The organism is Kocuria salsicia, from assembly GCF_007681555.1.
In the GTDB taxonomy this organism is placed as follows: domain Bacteria; phylum Actinomycetota; class Actinomycetes; order Actinomycetales; family Micrococcaceae; genus Kocuria; species Kocuria salsicia.
In genome coordinates, this window is record NZ_VELE01000011.1 from 61,576 (window position 1) to 74,814 (window position 13,239).

Below are 13,239 nucleotides of genomic sequence, written 5' to 3' on the forward strand. Positions count from 1 at the left end.
TCAATCTCCAATCAGGTAGGCGCCATCCACGGTCGGGTCAGGTCGGAGAGACACGGTGCCGCCACCACCAGTCCCGGTGGGCGGTACCTGCACGACACCAGAGGGTGTGACCACGGTGTTGGCAGCCAGCGCGATCGTGCCGTTGGAGGCGTCCGGCTGGGTCTGGTACAAGGTGGCGGCGGTACCGGTGACCGTATTGGCGGTGAGCACCGGGTCCTTCGTGTTCTTCCCCACCCGTATCGGCACCGGGCTCGAGCCAGTGAAGTGAAAGGTGTTGGACGTGACTGCGGGGGCCCGGGTAGAGGCCGATCCGTTATCCAGCTGCACCCCGCACGCACCGTCCAGCCGGGATGCGATCTGATTCCCGGTCACCGCGAGCGCGGAGAAGATCGAGGGGTCGGAGTATGAGGACTTGCGGACCAGGACACCGAAGTACGTGTCGGTGATGTTGTTGCTGGCGATGAGGTCGTGCAGTTCGCCGTGGCGTTCTGCGGGTTCTCCGCCGTCGCTGATGCCTACGCCGATGTCGAATCCGGTGATCTGGTTGCCGGTGATCTGGCAGTGGTGGCCGCCTCCGTCGTAGAGGTGCACCCCGTAGGAGCCGCTGGAAACGAACGGGTCGCTGGTGCCGCGGGAGGGGATGCCGGCGACGGTGTTGCCGGTGACCAGGGAGTACGGCGAGCGGATGCCGATCCCGTTGGCGGATACAGCGTCGTTGCCTGCGCGGAACTCGTTGTCCACGATGATCGTTCCCCACGTGCCGGGGTGGGTGGTGACCGGGTTGTCGTCGAAGCCGGTGAACAGGCAGCGGCGGATCACGCAGGCAATGGACGGGATCTTGTTGGCCTGCAGGTAGGTGACGTCCACGACCTGCCCACCACCGTCAGCGGTGCACTGGTCCACGACACATGCCTGGGAGGACACCAGCTTGAACAGGTTGCGCTGGTAATAGAGCACGTCCGCGGGCTTGGTGCGCAGGTACTGGGCGTGGCATCCGGTGATGGTGCACCGGTAGCAGCCGAGCATGCTCACCGCAGCCCCAGCGGTGCTGGTCCGCTCATCGCGGACGTTGCGGATCACGGCGTCACGGCAGTAGGTCATGCGCACGGTGTTGGACGTGCTCGCGCGGATTGTCAGATCTTCGATGAGCGTGCCGGTGTGCCAGGTGATCCGGTTGAGCGTGGTGCGCGCCCGTGCCTCTGGATGCGTCTCTGCGGAGGCGTCGGCGCGGTACCCGTTGAAGATCAGCCCCGTGCTGGCCAGCACCTGCCGGGCGGAGGTCACCTCACGCACGGTCAGGTACTCACCGACCCAGGGCCCGCGGGCGTTGCTCGTGGCCATGCCCAACCGGTCGGCGGGGGGTGCGTCAATCGAGGCCGCCTGGCGCTGCCCCACGACCCGGAACGTCTCGCCCACGGACAGCCCGTGGTCCGTCTCCGTGGTCAGCAGTGAGTCCCCCGCGCCGTAGGTACCCACCAGGGGAACTTCGACAGTGGACTCCGTGCCGGTGAGGGAGAACAGGGAGGAGAGCGACCCGCTACCGACGATGACCGCGCCATGTCCGTGGACCCACACACCGGAGGGCACCACGAGTGGGGCAGTCACTCGGTAGGTCAGGCCTGGTGCGAAGTGCACCGGCAGGCCATCCGTGTTGTTCAGCGCCGCTTGGATCGCCGCGGTGTCATCTTTTACCCCGTCGCCCTTGGCGCCGTACGCCTTGACGTTGACACCGTTCTCTTTGCGGTTCGCCCACGCCTGAGACGAGAGCACCCGCTCGACAGCCGCATCGATCTGCTCCGATGACGAGCCCTCCAGCCCGGCCCCGGCCAGCGCTAAGTCGACGTATTCGCGCGTACTGGCATTGGATTCCATATCGAGCTCGGCCGCCCACGCGCGTGTGGCCGCGTTCGCCACACTCACCGCGTAGTCCGTCGTCGTCGCCAGGGTCTGCCACCACGCCGCGGACGGGTGCTGATCCGAATTGGTGGGGTACGTGATGCCCAGAGGTGTTGAGGCAGGCATGCGAACTCCTTAGCTGCGAAGCGGTTGCGCGTCGCGTTGTGACAGGGATTCCCCCTTGAATCGCGTATCCACGGCGGAGAGGGTCATGCCGCTGTAGAAGGCGTCGAATTCTTGGAGGGTGACGTTTGATGCAGTCACTTCGGTGACGATCAGGTCCAAGGTCATCTCATGACGCCCGGCCTCAATCGCCTGTTCGATACGTCTGACGACTCCGACGATGGACAGCCCGGTGCGGGCGGTATCCGTGACTCGGATCTTGTCCCCCAGCTGGATCCGCGGATCCGGGAGGACCGCGAGATCCGAGATCCTGGGCTTGGGTTTAGCGAGCTCCGCTGCGATGAAGTCGGCCAATGTCTTCGCGCGCTCCGCGTCCTGGATATGCCATCCGACGTCGTGCTCGAGATCTGGCGCCCACCCCGGGCCCACCGCACTGGAGGAAGCCTCAGACGGGGCGGCCGTGGCGACCCCCATTGCCCTGAGCAGTGGCAGACCGCGGTCACGGTACGCAGGTTTGACGTTGGAGTATTCTTCGGCGCTGGTCGCGGTCCGGATCCGGTCAGCTCCCGTGGGCAGCGACTGCACATCGAGAGTCCACTTCCAGGCGTCCGGCCCGGTGGGAGCGAAACCCATCTCAGTTTTCCCGCTGCCAGCAGTGAGGATCTCCGTCCCATCCGCTGACAGAGGCGTGAACCCCTGGTAGCTGCCCTGGCCGCTGTTCAGCAAGCCAGCACCGACGTCGCCATATACGTCACGGGGGGTGGAATCGACCTGCACCCACTGCTGGGTCTCAGGCGGGTTGATGATGACCTCAGCGACGTCGCCCTCGAGGTACTCATCTTTTGAGCCCTCGTGCACCACGATCGACGACCGGCGTGATGTGCGGGTCGACCAGGCCATGTACTTCACTGTCACCTTGCGGCGGACATCTTGCTTGTCCATCTCGAGGCGAGCATCCGCCAACTCCGAGGACGTGAGCTCACGAACAGCGGCTCTGGACTTCATCCAGGTGTCGCCCTGCCACTGCAGCACACCATCCTCATCGATCCACACGCCGGCGCATTCCGCGGCAGCCTGTTGGCGAATGAGGTCACCGGCGGTGACGGAAACCAGTGCCGGCATCACGCTCAGGCTGTGCAGAGGGGTATCCGGCCGGTACAGGAACGTGCGGCGGAACGTCTCCGCTTCCGGGGGCTGTGATGTGTAGTTGATCTGCACCCCATTGATCCCGCATCCCTCGGGGACATACACACGCGCTTCGTCCCACATCCTGTCGCGCATCACGGTCCCACCGATCTCCGTGCGCAGAGTCTTCACAACGCCGGTGTCCGTGGTGATCTGAAACTCCAGAACGTTTGTCGACATGCGACGGACCCGCAGCGTCGCGCACTCCCAGGGCCCAGCGTCGCCACCCGTCAGCATGGCGACGGTGGTGATCTCCCCCTCCATCACGATCTGCGCGACGATCGAACGCTGACTCGTGACCGCCAACCGGATCTGCCGGTCATAGGTGGAACCCGACCAGCGGCAGGCCACATACGACGACGTCGCCTGCCCCTGCCGGGCGCACAGCGTGATCGACAAGGGCCGCTCAGCGGTGATCCCACCGGACCACGGCATGTTCCACCGATCCGGTTTGTAGGTGGCGTAGCACTGGGCCACGTACACCGCGCCCGGGCCGCGTTCCGCGTACGCACCGGGCTGGTAGCGACCCCACCCACCGACGTTCCTCGCCCGGTAGGACTCGACCAGCACCCCCCGCTCGGGCCACGTAGAGCCCACCAGCGGCACGGATAGGAGACAGTAGCCGCCCATCGCCGGGGTGTTGTAGAACCCGGCCGCCCGGGCCGCCAAGTTCACCACGTAGGCGTTGAGCAGACCCGTCATACGTTGACGCTCGGACCCATCAGTGCTTTGCGGGGGCATCTCACGGAACAGGGGACGGTGGGATACCGGCACAGACAGCGCGTCTGTGTCGTCCACGAGGGGGACCGTGATTTTGCTGTCCGCCAGGCTCGAGTTCGTCCCGTCGACAGTGCCCGTGAAGATCCGGTGGGAAGTGGACCCATCGATGACGTCTATCGATGCCGCAGAACCGGGGTTGGGCCAATTACGCCGGGTGAACGGGGTGCCGCCGCGAGCGCTCACCGCGCCGGCTGGTAGTACCTCCACGGTGGCGGTGGCCGCTGACTGGCCGCCGACCGCTGCTGCCTGACCGGGCATTGGGGAGGGCACGTCCCGGGACACGGTCACAGACGTCCCGTCGCCTGGCACGCCTGTGATCTGGGCGGAGACCACACGGGTGGGGCCGGTGGACCACGTTCCTTCACGCACCTGATCCCACCTCCGTCACGGTCGCGGAATAGGACAGCCGCTGTCGTCCGTCGCCCCACGGTGAGGCCTGCTCGATGTGTTCCTGCAAGCTGTGCACCACAACCTGGGTGGCACCACGGCCGGGTGACCACGGCATAGGGCCGGGCGTCCAGGTAATCGCCGGGCACGCGATCGTCACGGTCGAGGCCGCATCGATACGCAAGTCCACCTGTGCTGAGTCGGCATTGGGTACAACGGTGACGTGGACCCACGCACCCGTCGGCACGGCAGCACTCGTTGCCTTGGCGTTACCTGTCCAGCCCCCAAACGCGTTCAGACATTGGGCGGTCACGGTGACCGGGTCAGGGCAGACAACCCACGCTGACACGGTGACCGGGCGGCCCGGCCGAACCGGAGTCCCGGTCCCGATCCGCCTCGTTCCGGACAAGTTCAGGATCGAGGGCATGTCCCCGAACCCGGGCACCTGAGTGCGTGTATACGCCGCGGAGCCACGCGAGAGGGATCCGGGATCCAGCAGGGACTGGCGCGGCGTCAGCAGGTTCGTGACCTGCGCCAGTGGATCACAGAAGGCGAAGGGCCCTTCCCCGTAAGCCCCGACGCACAGCGCTTGGAACGCCGCGGCGTGACGAGGGCGGGCCTTCGTCATGGACACTTCCCACTCGCGAAGGGACTGCCCGATCCGAGGCTGCACGAATGCGGTACGGCTGCCGTCCAGGCCGGTGAAGAACGTGGGATCCTGCCCCGTTTTCACCGACTGACTCTCAGCCCACTGGGTCAGCTCGATCAAGTTCCCGAGGGATCCGATAAACGCACCCACTGCCTACCTCCTTCGCGAACGTCGATCGGACAACAACAGAGCTTCCGACACCCGCCGGCCGTCCAGGGTCATGCCCGATTCCAGAAGGTCGCGGATCTCTTGCAGCAGGCGTGCCAGCTGCTCATCGAAGCTTTCCTCCGCTCCCCCGCCCTGCGCCGTGACCGGCCGCGGCGCGTTCACTGGCGGAGGCGACGCCAGCAGCGAGCGCAGCTCGAGGTCGGCCAGGTGGGCGTTGTCGCGTAGGCCCTTGGCGAAGCCCTCGGCGGAGTAGCGGCCTTGGATAGCCATGACCCGTGACGGGGAGTGGATGCCCAAGCGTCGGCGGACGGTGCCGACGAGTCGGTCTGCGAGGACCTTGGATGCGACGTCGACGGCTGCGAGCTGGGAGCGCAGCCCGTTGATCAGCCCGTTGGCGGCCTGGATGCCCGTGGAATACATGTAGTTCGCCACGAGCTTCCCGGCGCCGGAGGACTGCTTCTCGAGCGCGCGGTACTGGCGTCTCAGCGCGTCCTGCTGTGCGCGTGAGCCGCGCAGGATCTGCTGTGCGACCTGGTTGGCTTGGCGCGGGTCCATGGCTGAGAGGTCGTTGATCAGGTTCTGGGAGAACCCGCGTTCCTTCAGCTTCCAGATGTTCACGCGCATCTGGTGGATCGCGGCGGCCGCCTGCTGGGCGCCGCGGATCATTCCCTGGATCCCACCAGCGGATGCCTTCTTGAGGTCGAAGGTCCCCATGAGCTGGTCGCTAATGGACGCGGCCTTGTCGTTGCGCTGCTTGTACAGGTCGTCCAGTTTCTTCTTCTGGTCGTCCAGTCGCTTGAGCAGCCCGTCGCGTTTGGACGCCAGGCGCTGCAGAGCGTCCGTGGAGGCCCGTGCGTAGGTGTCGTAGAACGCCTTCGCCTGCGCCTTCGGGTCGCCCAGGATCGACTTCTTCTTGAGTCGCTTGCGCTGCGCTTCGGCGTTCTTCTGGTAGACCTGTGTGATGCCCTTGGCGAGATCCGCGGACGCCTTCTTCGCCTCCGAAGCCTTGCCCGTGAGCCCCTTGGTCAGACCGGCCACGGTGTACTCACCGATGCCGCGGAAGACTCGCGACGGCGAGTGGATGCCGAGGGCGGCCTTGGCTGCCGAGATCGCGCCGGAGACGACGCCCTTGATAGCGCCGACGACGGTGGCCGCGCCGCCACTGATCGCGCTGGCGAGACCAGCGATGATCTGCCCACCAATGGAGGCGGCCTGACCGATCATGCCCGAGAGGACGCTGACCGCCGAGGACACCATGGAGCTGAACCCGGAAACCACGGACGCGGCGCCGGATGCTACGGCGGAGACGATTCCGGACATCGCCGACGACACGGCGGAGAGAGCGGCGCTGAACCCGGAGGATATCGCTGAGACCGCCCCGGATACCGCGCTGCTGATCGCCGAGGTCACAGATGCCCAGATCGAGGACACCACCGAGAGGATCCCGGACATGATCCCGGAGACGATCGACAACGCCGCCGACATTCCAGCGGAGATGACGGCCTGGACCGTGGAGATGGCAGAGGACACTGCCGAGGTGATCGACGCCCATGCGGAGACGAAGAACGAGAGGATCCCGGACATGATCCCGGAGACCACGCCCTGCACTGCGGAGAGACCACCAGAGACCACCGCTTGCACAGCGGAGATGGCGGCCGAGACCGCTGCGGTGATCGAGGCCCAAACCGATGTTGCGATCGCGACCAGCGCGGTCCACGCCGCAGTCCACACTGCTGAGACCAGAGCCAGGCCCGCTTGAATCACGGTCTGGATCAGGGTCATAGCCGTGGTGATCGCGGTCGTGATGATCGTCCAGATCGTCGTCGCCGCCGTGACCAGCAGATTCCAGGCCGCCGACCAGATCGTCGTGATCAGGGTCAGGCCGGCCATGATGATGGCCTGCAGGATCGCGATTGCGCCGGTGACGATGGCGGTCAGCAACGCCCAGACAGACTGCACGATCATGACCAGGCCCTGCCAGACCATCGACCAGTTGCCCTGCAGGAGCCCCAGGAACACCGTGAGGATGCCCTGGATGATGCCGATCGCCGCGGTGATGATCGACGCGATGGTCGAGAACACCGTGGTGATGACCGGCAGCAGTGCCTGGAACACCGGCATGAGCATGCCCAGCACAAAGGTGACCAACGTCGTCAGGATCGTGATCACCTGCGTGATGATCTGGATCACCAGCGTGAATACCGGGACGAGCGCGTTGACCACGGCCATCAGTGCCGGGAACACAGCACCCGCCAGGGAGGTCAGGATCGGCATGAGCGCGCCGGCCACGGTGGCCACCAGCCCCATGAACGCCTGCGCAAGACCCATCACAGCTGCCCGGAAGGGCTCGGAGGTGGACCAAGCGTAGGCGAACATCGCCGCGAGCGCGGCCAGGCCGGCGAGGAATACGGCGACGACTGCGCCCACCGCGGCGATGACCGGGCCCAGGGTGGTGAACACGGTGCCGAGCACCCCGGCAATCGCGGCGAAGCCACCGAACGCTCCGATGGCCCCCGCGATGGTGGTGGCGAACCCGACGATCCCGGAGATCACGGAGACGAGTACGGGGAGCAGCGCGACGACGGCGGCTGCGACGACTCCGATCACGGCGGCGAGCCCGGGGAACGCGTTGGTGAAGTTCGCGATCCCCTGGGCGACGGCCACGAGGATCGGTGCGAGCGCGGAGATAGCGGAGACCAGGGCCTGGCCGAGCACGGGGATGATCGGCTGAATTGCGGCCATCAGGGCGGTGAAGACGGGGGCGAGTGCCTGGATGGTGGTGCCGAGCACGGGGCCGATGGTGGAGGCCAGTGTGCCGAGCACGGACATGAGGGAGCCCGCGGCCGCGCCCAGGGCGGGGAACGCGGGCTGCAGGGCCTGCACGCCGGTGAGGATGCCCTGGAACAGGGCGGTCGCCCCGGACTGGAACACGGGGTTCTGCAGTGCTGCCCCCAGGCCCTCGAGCAGCGCTGACCCGGCTTGACCGGCCAGGGTCATGACCTGGGCGATGGTCGGGGCCAGGGAGAGAAACGCGGAACCCAGGGCAGAGACCCCCGGTGCGAGCGCGGCCATGGCGTCGTGGGCGCCCTGGAACACGGTGGTGAGGGCGCCTTGCCACACGGGCCCGTTGATGGCGGCGTTGACGCGCTGCAGGCCGTCTGCGAGCGCTCCGAGCGAGGCACCGCCGGCGTTGGCTGCCGCCGTGGCGAAGCCTCCGAGGATCCCTGCGGTGGATCCGATGACGCGGCCGAGGTCCTGGAGTGCTGAGACTCCCCCGGTGATCCACCGGTGGAGAGACCCGTCCCCTGCGGACTTGGTGATAAACGCGTCGAACTGGGCGGTGAGCTTGGTGAACCAGCCTGCGAGCTGCGGCAGGTAGGAGGCTCCGGCGGTGCCGAGGGTCATGATGGAGCGGACGAGCGGCTGGGCGGCGCCGGCGGCGATGTCGATGGAGGACTTGAGGTAGTCCATCTGGGTGCCGAGCTGACCCAGGGACAGCTTCGTGGACAGGCCCTTGGCGATGCCCGCGAAGAACGTCCCGATGGACGAGCTCACGGCGGAGAGCTTCGTCTCGAGCAGGGGCAGCGCGGAGGAGGCGAGGCTGCGGATGGGTGCCTCGGCCTTGGCCCAGAACGAGGAGCTGATGGATCCCTGCAGCGCGGAGAACTGCGGGCCCAAGTCTCCGAGGACCTTGCCGGCGTCCTTGAGCGCGAGGATCATCGTCGTCGCACCAACGGCGATGCCCGCGAAGATTCCGGGCACGGCGAGCGCGGCCGGGGCGATCGACGCGACCGACCCGGCGAGGGAGAGGATGTTGGAGGTGCCCGCGAGCGCGGCGGATCCCAGGTTCACGAAGGCCGTGCCGAGCGCGGCCACACGGGGCACGGAACGGTCCAGGTTGGTGAGGACGTCGCTGACGTGCTGGATCGCGTCCCCGGCCACGCGGGCGCCGGAGAGGCCCGCGAGCGCGGCGGTGACCTTGCCGATGGAGCCCGCGGAGAGCTGTGCGTGGAGGTTGATGATGCGGTCGCGGGCGAGCACGGCCAGGCGCGCGGCGGCGGCCCCGGTGTCGGCGTCGACGTTGAAGGTGGCCTTGCGGCCGTCGATGCTGTCGCGCAGGTCGTCGGCGTCGCGGCGGGCGGCGGCGGTGTCCGCGGCGATCTTGAGCTCCGCGGCGCGGGACTCGATCTGGTCCACCATTGCCTGGACCTTGGAGCGGAACGCGGCGGCCTGCTCGGCGTCCACGGGCACGGTGGCGTTGAGGTTCTCGGCGGCGGTCTTGACCGTCTTGGCGAGGTCGGCGCGCATCCGCTCACCGTCGACGGTGAGCGGGATCTGCGCTTCGAGACGGGCAGCGGCGGCCTTGACCTCGCGGGTGACGCGCTCCTGCCAGCCCCGCTCGGTGTCGATGTCCAACGGCGCCTTGATCGGAGCCTTCTCCGCGACAGACTGGGCCTGCCTCTTGGCGTCGGTCACGGCCTGGCGTACGCCCTTGGAGTCCAGGGCGGTGGAGAGGGTGACCTTCGCGGACTTGCCCGCCGCAGCGGCCGCACGCTTTGCTTCACCGGCGAGACCGGTCGTGTCCAGCGCGGTCTTGATCGTGACCTTCGCGGTGCGCTCGATCTGCTGCAGCTTGCGCTTGAGCTCGGCCCCGAAGTTCGTGGAGTCCGGGAGGACGCGGATCTGTACGCGCCCGACTTCCTTGCCGCCGGCCATCGGTTCCCCCTCACATGGGTACGCGAAAGGCCCCCGCAGGTGCGGGGGCCTTTCTGTGTGTCAGGCGCCGGCCATGATCGCGTCGACCTCTTCCAGCGTGGTGGGGCTGGAAGAGACGTCGGGGCGGTCCACCGGCGGCGGGAATCGCGGCTTCTTCTTCGACCCGGACACCGCAGTGATCGCGGCGAGCTGGCCGACCCGGTCCACGACGTTGGCCGTCATGTACGCGGTTGGGGTCCAGTCCACGTGGGCTGTGCTGCCGAGTGTCTCGGCGCGGGCCACGGAGCGGGCGTCGTGCCCGAGACGCGCTACGAGTGCCTCGAGTACGAGCAGCCGGTCCGAGTCCCCGTTGGTGACGGCGTCGAGCGGGTCGAAGCCGTAGAGACCGACGAGGTCACCGACAACGGCGGGCTCCGAGATCAGCCATTCTCGGAGCCGTCGCCTTCCCCCATCTCACCGGCGTAGGCCATGCACAGGTTCATGGCGCGCTCCATGCCGCCCCGGCCCGCAGTGAACGCGGCGAACTTCGCCGGGTCCACCGCGTAGCGGTCCTCGACCCAGTCGATGAAGTCCGCGACCTCGTCCAGGTCGAAGTTCGAGACGTCGACCTCCTGGTCCACGTCTTCGATGGACTCCGCGCCGAGCAGCTTGAGCATGCGCGCCATCATGCGTGCCTGGTCCGAGCCCTTGATCTTGGAGAACGGGGTCAGCAGCTCGTGCCCCTCGACGTCCTCGAAGCGTTCCTGCTTTGCGGCGTCCACGGACTCCTGGGTGGGCTTGCGGTCCTGCGGGGTCTTGCGGGTTCGGGTCTGGGTGGTCGTAGCCATGTGAGCCTCCTGTGAGCATGTGCTGTCGGTGTGAGCCTGTTGGTGTGGGTGGAGCCCCGCCCGCCCGTGGCCGGCTCACGGAGCCACGAACGGGCGGGAGTGTGTCACGCGGCCGCGAGCGCCTTGTACGGGCGGGTGGCGAACCAGCGGAACCGCTTGCGGGTGGTCTGCGAGGACAGCGCCTGGATGCGCAGCTGCAGCTCGAAGAACTCCTCGACGTCCAGCTCGGGGGCGTCGCCGAGGGTGATCTGCCCGCGGGGCATGTAGAACCCGGCGCGCTTGTCGCCGGGGGCGAAGACGACCATCACGGCGCGCTCGACGGTGCCGATGTTGCCGACGTCGTAGGACTGGGTGGCCTCGTCCCATTCGCCACCGGGGAATGCGAGCTCGAAGGTGGGCTTGTCCATCTGCAGTGCATTGACCGTCGCGGACCAGGCGGTGGGCTCGTAGACCGCGTCCAGACCCTCGTCCTCCCAGGAGCCCTTCTGCTCGGCGTCCCCGCCGTCCTTCTCCAGGGCCACGGAGTTCTCACGGGAGGTGTGACCCGTGGTCAGCCAGTCGGGGTAGGTCTTGTCGTCGCCGATCACGAACGAGGAGATGTCGAACGAGGGGGTGTCCACGGGTGCGGTGAGCACGTTGCCGCGGAACGGGATGATGGTTTTGCCAGCGTCAAGCGGCATGAGGTACCTCCAGATGGTGTGGCCCAGCATGGGCCGGGAAGAATGTGTTGGGGCCCCGTGCTACGGGGTCAGGAGGACGCGGAAGGACCCGTTGTACTGGGCCACGTCCTTGGCGACCGTGGCGGTCACAGGCGCTCTGTCGGGCAGGCTGATCACGTCGGCGTACGCCACGGAGCACAGCTGCTGGGCGCCGTCACGGATCACCGGGTAGTGGTCCTGCAGGTCGGCCATGAAGTACGCCACCGAGGCGGCGATCTCCTCGGCCGCGCGGTTGGTCTTGGCGCAGACCGACACGGCCACAGCCCAGGACTCCCCCAGCGCGAGATCCGCGTTGGCAATCCGCCCGTCCGAGGTGGCCGCGAAGATCACCATGGGCAGGTGCTCGTACGCGTCCACGTCGGGTTCCGCGGTGACCGTGACCCGCCGGTCGTTGACGATCTGGGTGAGCACCGTGTGCAGGGCCCGGTGCACGGGCAGTGTTCTCGGCATGCTCACCCCCGCTGCGCTTTCCTGAACGCGAACTTCCCCGGCACCCAGGACGGTTTCTCGCCGTCCGTGAAGTGCCCGTACTCGATGGACATCGCGTTCGGGTCGTCGGAGTACACGAGACGGTCCGTGACCCCTGACGGGCCCGAGACACGCTCGACCTTGATCGACGCGAGGAACCGGCCGGTCCGTTTGGACCCGGCCGCGTTCGCCCGCACCTGCGCGGCCACCTCGGCTGCGGCCGCGTCGAACACCGCGTCCTCAGACGCGATGCGTGCAGCGATCAGCGACGCTCTGGGATCAACCCACACCACGCGCCGTCACCGGGCCTTCGCCGCGAGCGCGGTCATGACGATGCGCTGGTGGCTGGTGCGGCGGGACATGGTGTGGACCATCGGTTCGCCCTCCTGCTGGAAGGTGCGGCCGTCCCAGGTGATGCGGGTGTGGTTCCCGCCGGGCCAGGGGCCGGCACCCGGGTTGAGCTGCTGCTCGTGGTCGAACACCTGATAGGTGGTCACGGCCTGCAGACCGAGTTCGTAGCGCTCCGTGGCGGAGAGCGGGTACACGTTGCAGCGCCGGGTCACCGGTGGTTGCTCGACGTCCTCGTAGCCACCCATGCCGTCCGGGACGCGCTGGACGGTGGTGACGGTGACGGTGTGGCGAGGTGCGGAGCGCAGGCTCATGGGAGAGCCCATCCGCGGCGCATGCCAACCCGAGCTGTCCCCGGTCCGGCCTCCTCGCCCTTGGTGCAGCCCAGGCGGGCGAGCCACCGGTCCGTGTACCAGATGTCCGGGGACGCGGCGAGCGCGCGCTTGCTGTAGCTGTAGCCGCCCTCGGACTCGGACTGGATGGTGGGGTCGTCGTCGCGGAGCACGCGCAGGACGGCGTCCACGACAGCGTCCTGCGCGAGCTCTGGGTCGGTGGCCCCGGACTTCACTCTGGCGAGGAGCCCGGGGCAGTCCGCGAGGAGGACGCGCACGCCCTTGTCCACCAGGGCCTGGACGTAGTCCTCGTCGTTCTCCGGGATGATCCCGTCGTACTCGAGCTTGACTCGGTCCAGGCCGATGTTCAGCGAGTTGGCCATGACGTCCTCCTCTGGTGCTGCAGGTCAGCCGAGCAGACGGTCGATGAGTTCGGCCTTGTTGCCTGCGGTAGACAGGCCCTGCTCGGAGGCGAGGTCGCGAAGCTGGTCCGCTGTGTGCTTGCTGAGCTTGGCGCGCAGCTCGGCGTCCTCGTCCTTACCGGCGGGATCCTCACCCTCGGGGGCGGAATCCTCTTCCTTACCGGCGGGATCCTCACCCTCGGGGGCGGAATCCTCTTCCTTACCGGCGGGATCCTCACC

Annotated in this window: 12 protein-coding genes; all 12 read right to left on the reverse strand. The window is 67.5% G+C overall.

Translation table 11 applies throughout. The features are described 5' to 3' along the window. Positions 1-2,022, reverse strand: coding sequence for a glycosyl hydrolase family 28-related protein (locus FS770_RS12295; RefSeq protein WP_145012300.1), 2,022 nt, complete (start codon positions 2,020-2,022; stop codon positions 1-3). 9 nt (positions 2,023-2,031) lie between these two features. Further along, a complete protein-coding gene (locus tag FS770_RS12300) occupies positions 2,032-3,906 on the reverse strand; it encodes a hypothetical protein (protein WP_145012303.1) in 1,875 nt (624 codons plus the stop codon). A gap of 439 nt (positions 3,907-4,345) precedes the next feature. Beyond that, positions 4,346-5,170, reverse strand: coding sequence for a hypothetical protein (locus FS770_RS12305; RefSeq protein WP_145012306.1), 825 nt, complete (start codon positions 5,168-5,170; stop codon positions 4,346-4,348). Positions 5,171-5,173: 3 nt separating this feature from the next. Further along, positions 5,174-9,904, reverse strand: a complete 4,731-nt coding sequence (locus FS770_RS12310; protein ID WP_145012309.1) for a hypothetical protein — start codon at positions 9,902-9,904, stop codon at positions 5,174-5,176. A gap of 60 nt (positions 9,905-9,964) precedes the next feature. Beyond that, positions 9,965-10,126 carry a hypothetical protein gene (locus FS770_RS12315; RefSeq protein WP_222126520.1) on the reverse strand — a complete coding sequence of 54 codons (162 nt, stop codon included), beginning with the start codon at positions 10,124-10,126 and terminating at the stop codon, positions 9,965-9,967. 197 nt (positions 10,127-10,323) lie between these two features. Then, positions 10,324-10,731, reverse strand: coding sequence for a hypothetical protein (locus FS770_RS12320; protein WP_145012315.1), 408 nt, complete (start codon positions 10,729-10,731; stop codon positions 10,324-10,326). 104 nt (positions 10,732-10,835) lie between these two features. After that, entirely contained in the window at positions 10,836-11,411 is a 576-nt protein-coding gene (locus FS770_RS12325) for a phage tail tube protein (RefSeq protein ID WP_145012318.1), read from the reverse strand. Between the two features lie 60 nt (positions 11,412-11,471). After that, positions 11,472-11,900, reverse strand: a complete 429-nt coding sequence (locus FS770_RS12330) for a hypothetical protein (protein ID WP_145012321.1) — start codon at positions 11,898-11,900, stop codon at positions 11,472-11,474. Between the two features lie 2 nt (positions 11,901-11,902). Further along, positions 11,903-12,211 carry a DUF5403 family protein gene (locus tag FS770_RS12335; protein ID WP_145012324.1) on the reverse strand — a complete coding sequence of 103 codons (309 nt, stop codon included), beginning with the start codon at positions 12,209-12,211 and terminating at the stop codon, positions 11,903-11,905. Between the two features lie 6 nt (positions 12,212-12,217). Further along, on the reverse strand, positions 12,218-12,580 hold the full coding sequence (locus FS770_RS12340; protein WP_145012327.1) for a phage head completion protein: 363 nt from the start codon (positions 12,578-12,580) through the stop codon (positions 12,218-12,220). Next, the gene (locus FS770_RS12345) at positions 12,577-12,981 is read right to left on the reverse strand and encodes a Gp19/Gp15/Gp42 family protein (protein ID WP_145012330.1); all 405 of its coding nucleotides are present in this window, start codon (positions 12,979-12,981) and stop codon (positions 12,577-12,579) included. Before FS770_RS12345 ends, FS770_RS12340 begins: the two co-directional genes overlap by 4 nt. A 24-nt stretch (positions 12,982-13,005) precedes the next feature. Then, the coding region (locus tag FS770_RS12350) for an SAP domain-containing protein (RefSeq protein WP_222126521.1) at positions 13,006-13,239 on the reverse strand (234 nt) is incomplete at its 5' end.

What these genes read in the sequence shown, in the direction of transcription:
- FS770_RS12295 (WP_145012300.1), bottom strand. Translation starts at nt 2,022, where the DNA reads ATGCCTGCCTCAACACCTCTGGGCATCACGTACCCCACCAATTCGGAT.
- FS770_RS12300 (WP_145012303.1), bottom strand. Translation starts at nt 3,906, where the DNA reads ATGACGGGTCTGCTCAACGCCTACGTGGTGAACTTGGCGGCCCGGGCG.
- FS770_RS12310 (WP_145012309.1), bottom strand. Translation starts at nt 9,904, where the DNA reads ATGGCCGGCGGCAAGGAAGTCGGGCGCGTACAGATCCGCGTCCTCCCG.
- FS770_RS12315 (WP_222126520.1), bottom strand. Translation starts at nt 10,126, where the DNA reads ATGACGGCCAACGTCGTGGACCGGGTCGGCCAGCTCGCCGCGATCACT.
- FS770_RS12320 (WP_145012315.1), bottom strand. Translation starts at nt 10,731, where the DNA reads ATGGCTACGACCACCCAGACCCGAACCCGCAAGACCCCGCAGGACCGC.
- FS770_RS12325 (WP_145012318.1), bottom strand. Translation starts at nt 11,411, where the DNA reads ATGCCGCTTGACGCTGGCAAAACCATCATCCCGTTCCGCGGCAACGTG.
- FS770_RS12330 (WP_145012321.1), bottom strand. Translation starts at nt 11,900, where the DNA reads ATGCCGAGAACACTGCCCGTGCACCGGGCCCTGCACACGGTGCTCACC.
- FS770_RS12340 (WP_145012327.1), bottom strand. Translation starts at nt 12,580, where the DNA reads ATGAGCCTGCGCTCCGCACCTCGCCACACCGTCACCGTCACCACCGTC.
- FS770_RS12345 (WP_145012330.1), bottom strand. Translation starts at nt 12,981, where the DNA reads ATGGCCAACTCGCTGAACATCGGCCTGGACCGAGTCAAGCTCGAGTAC.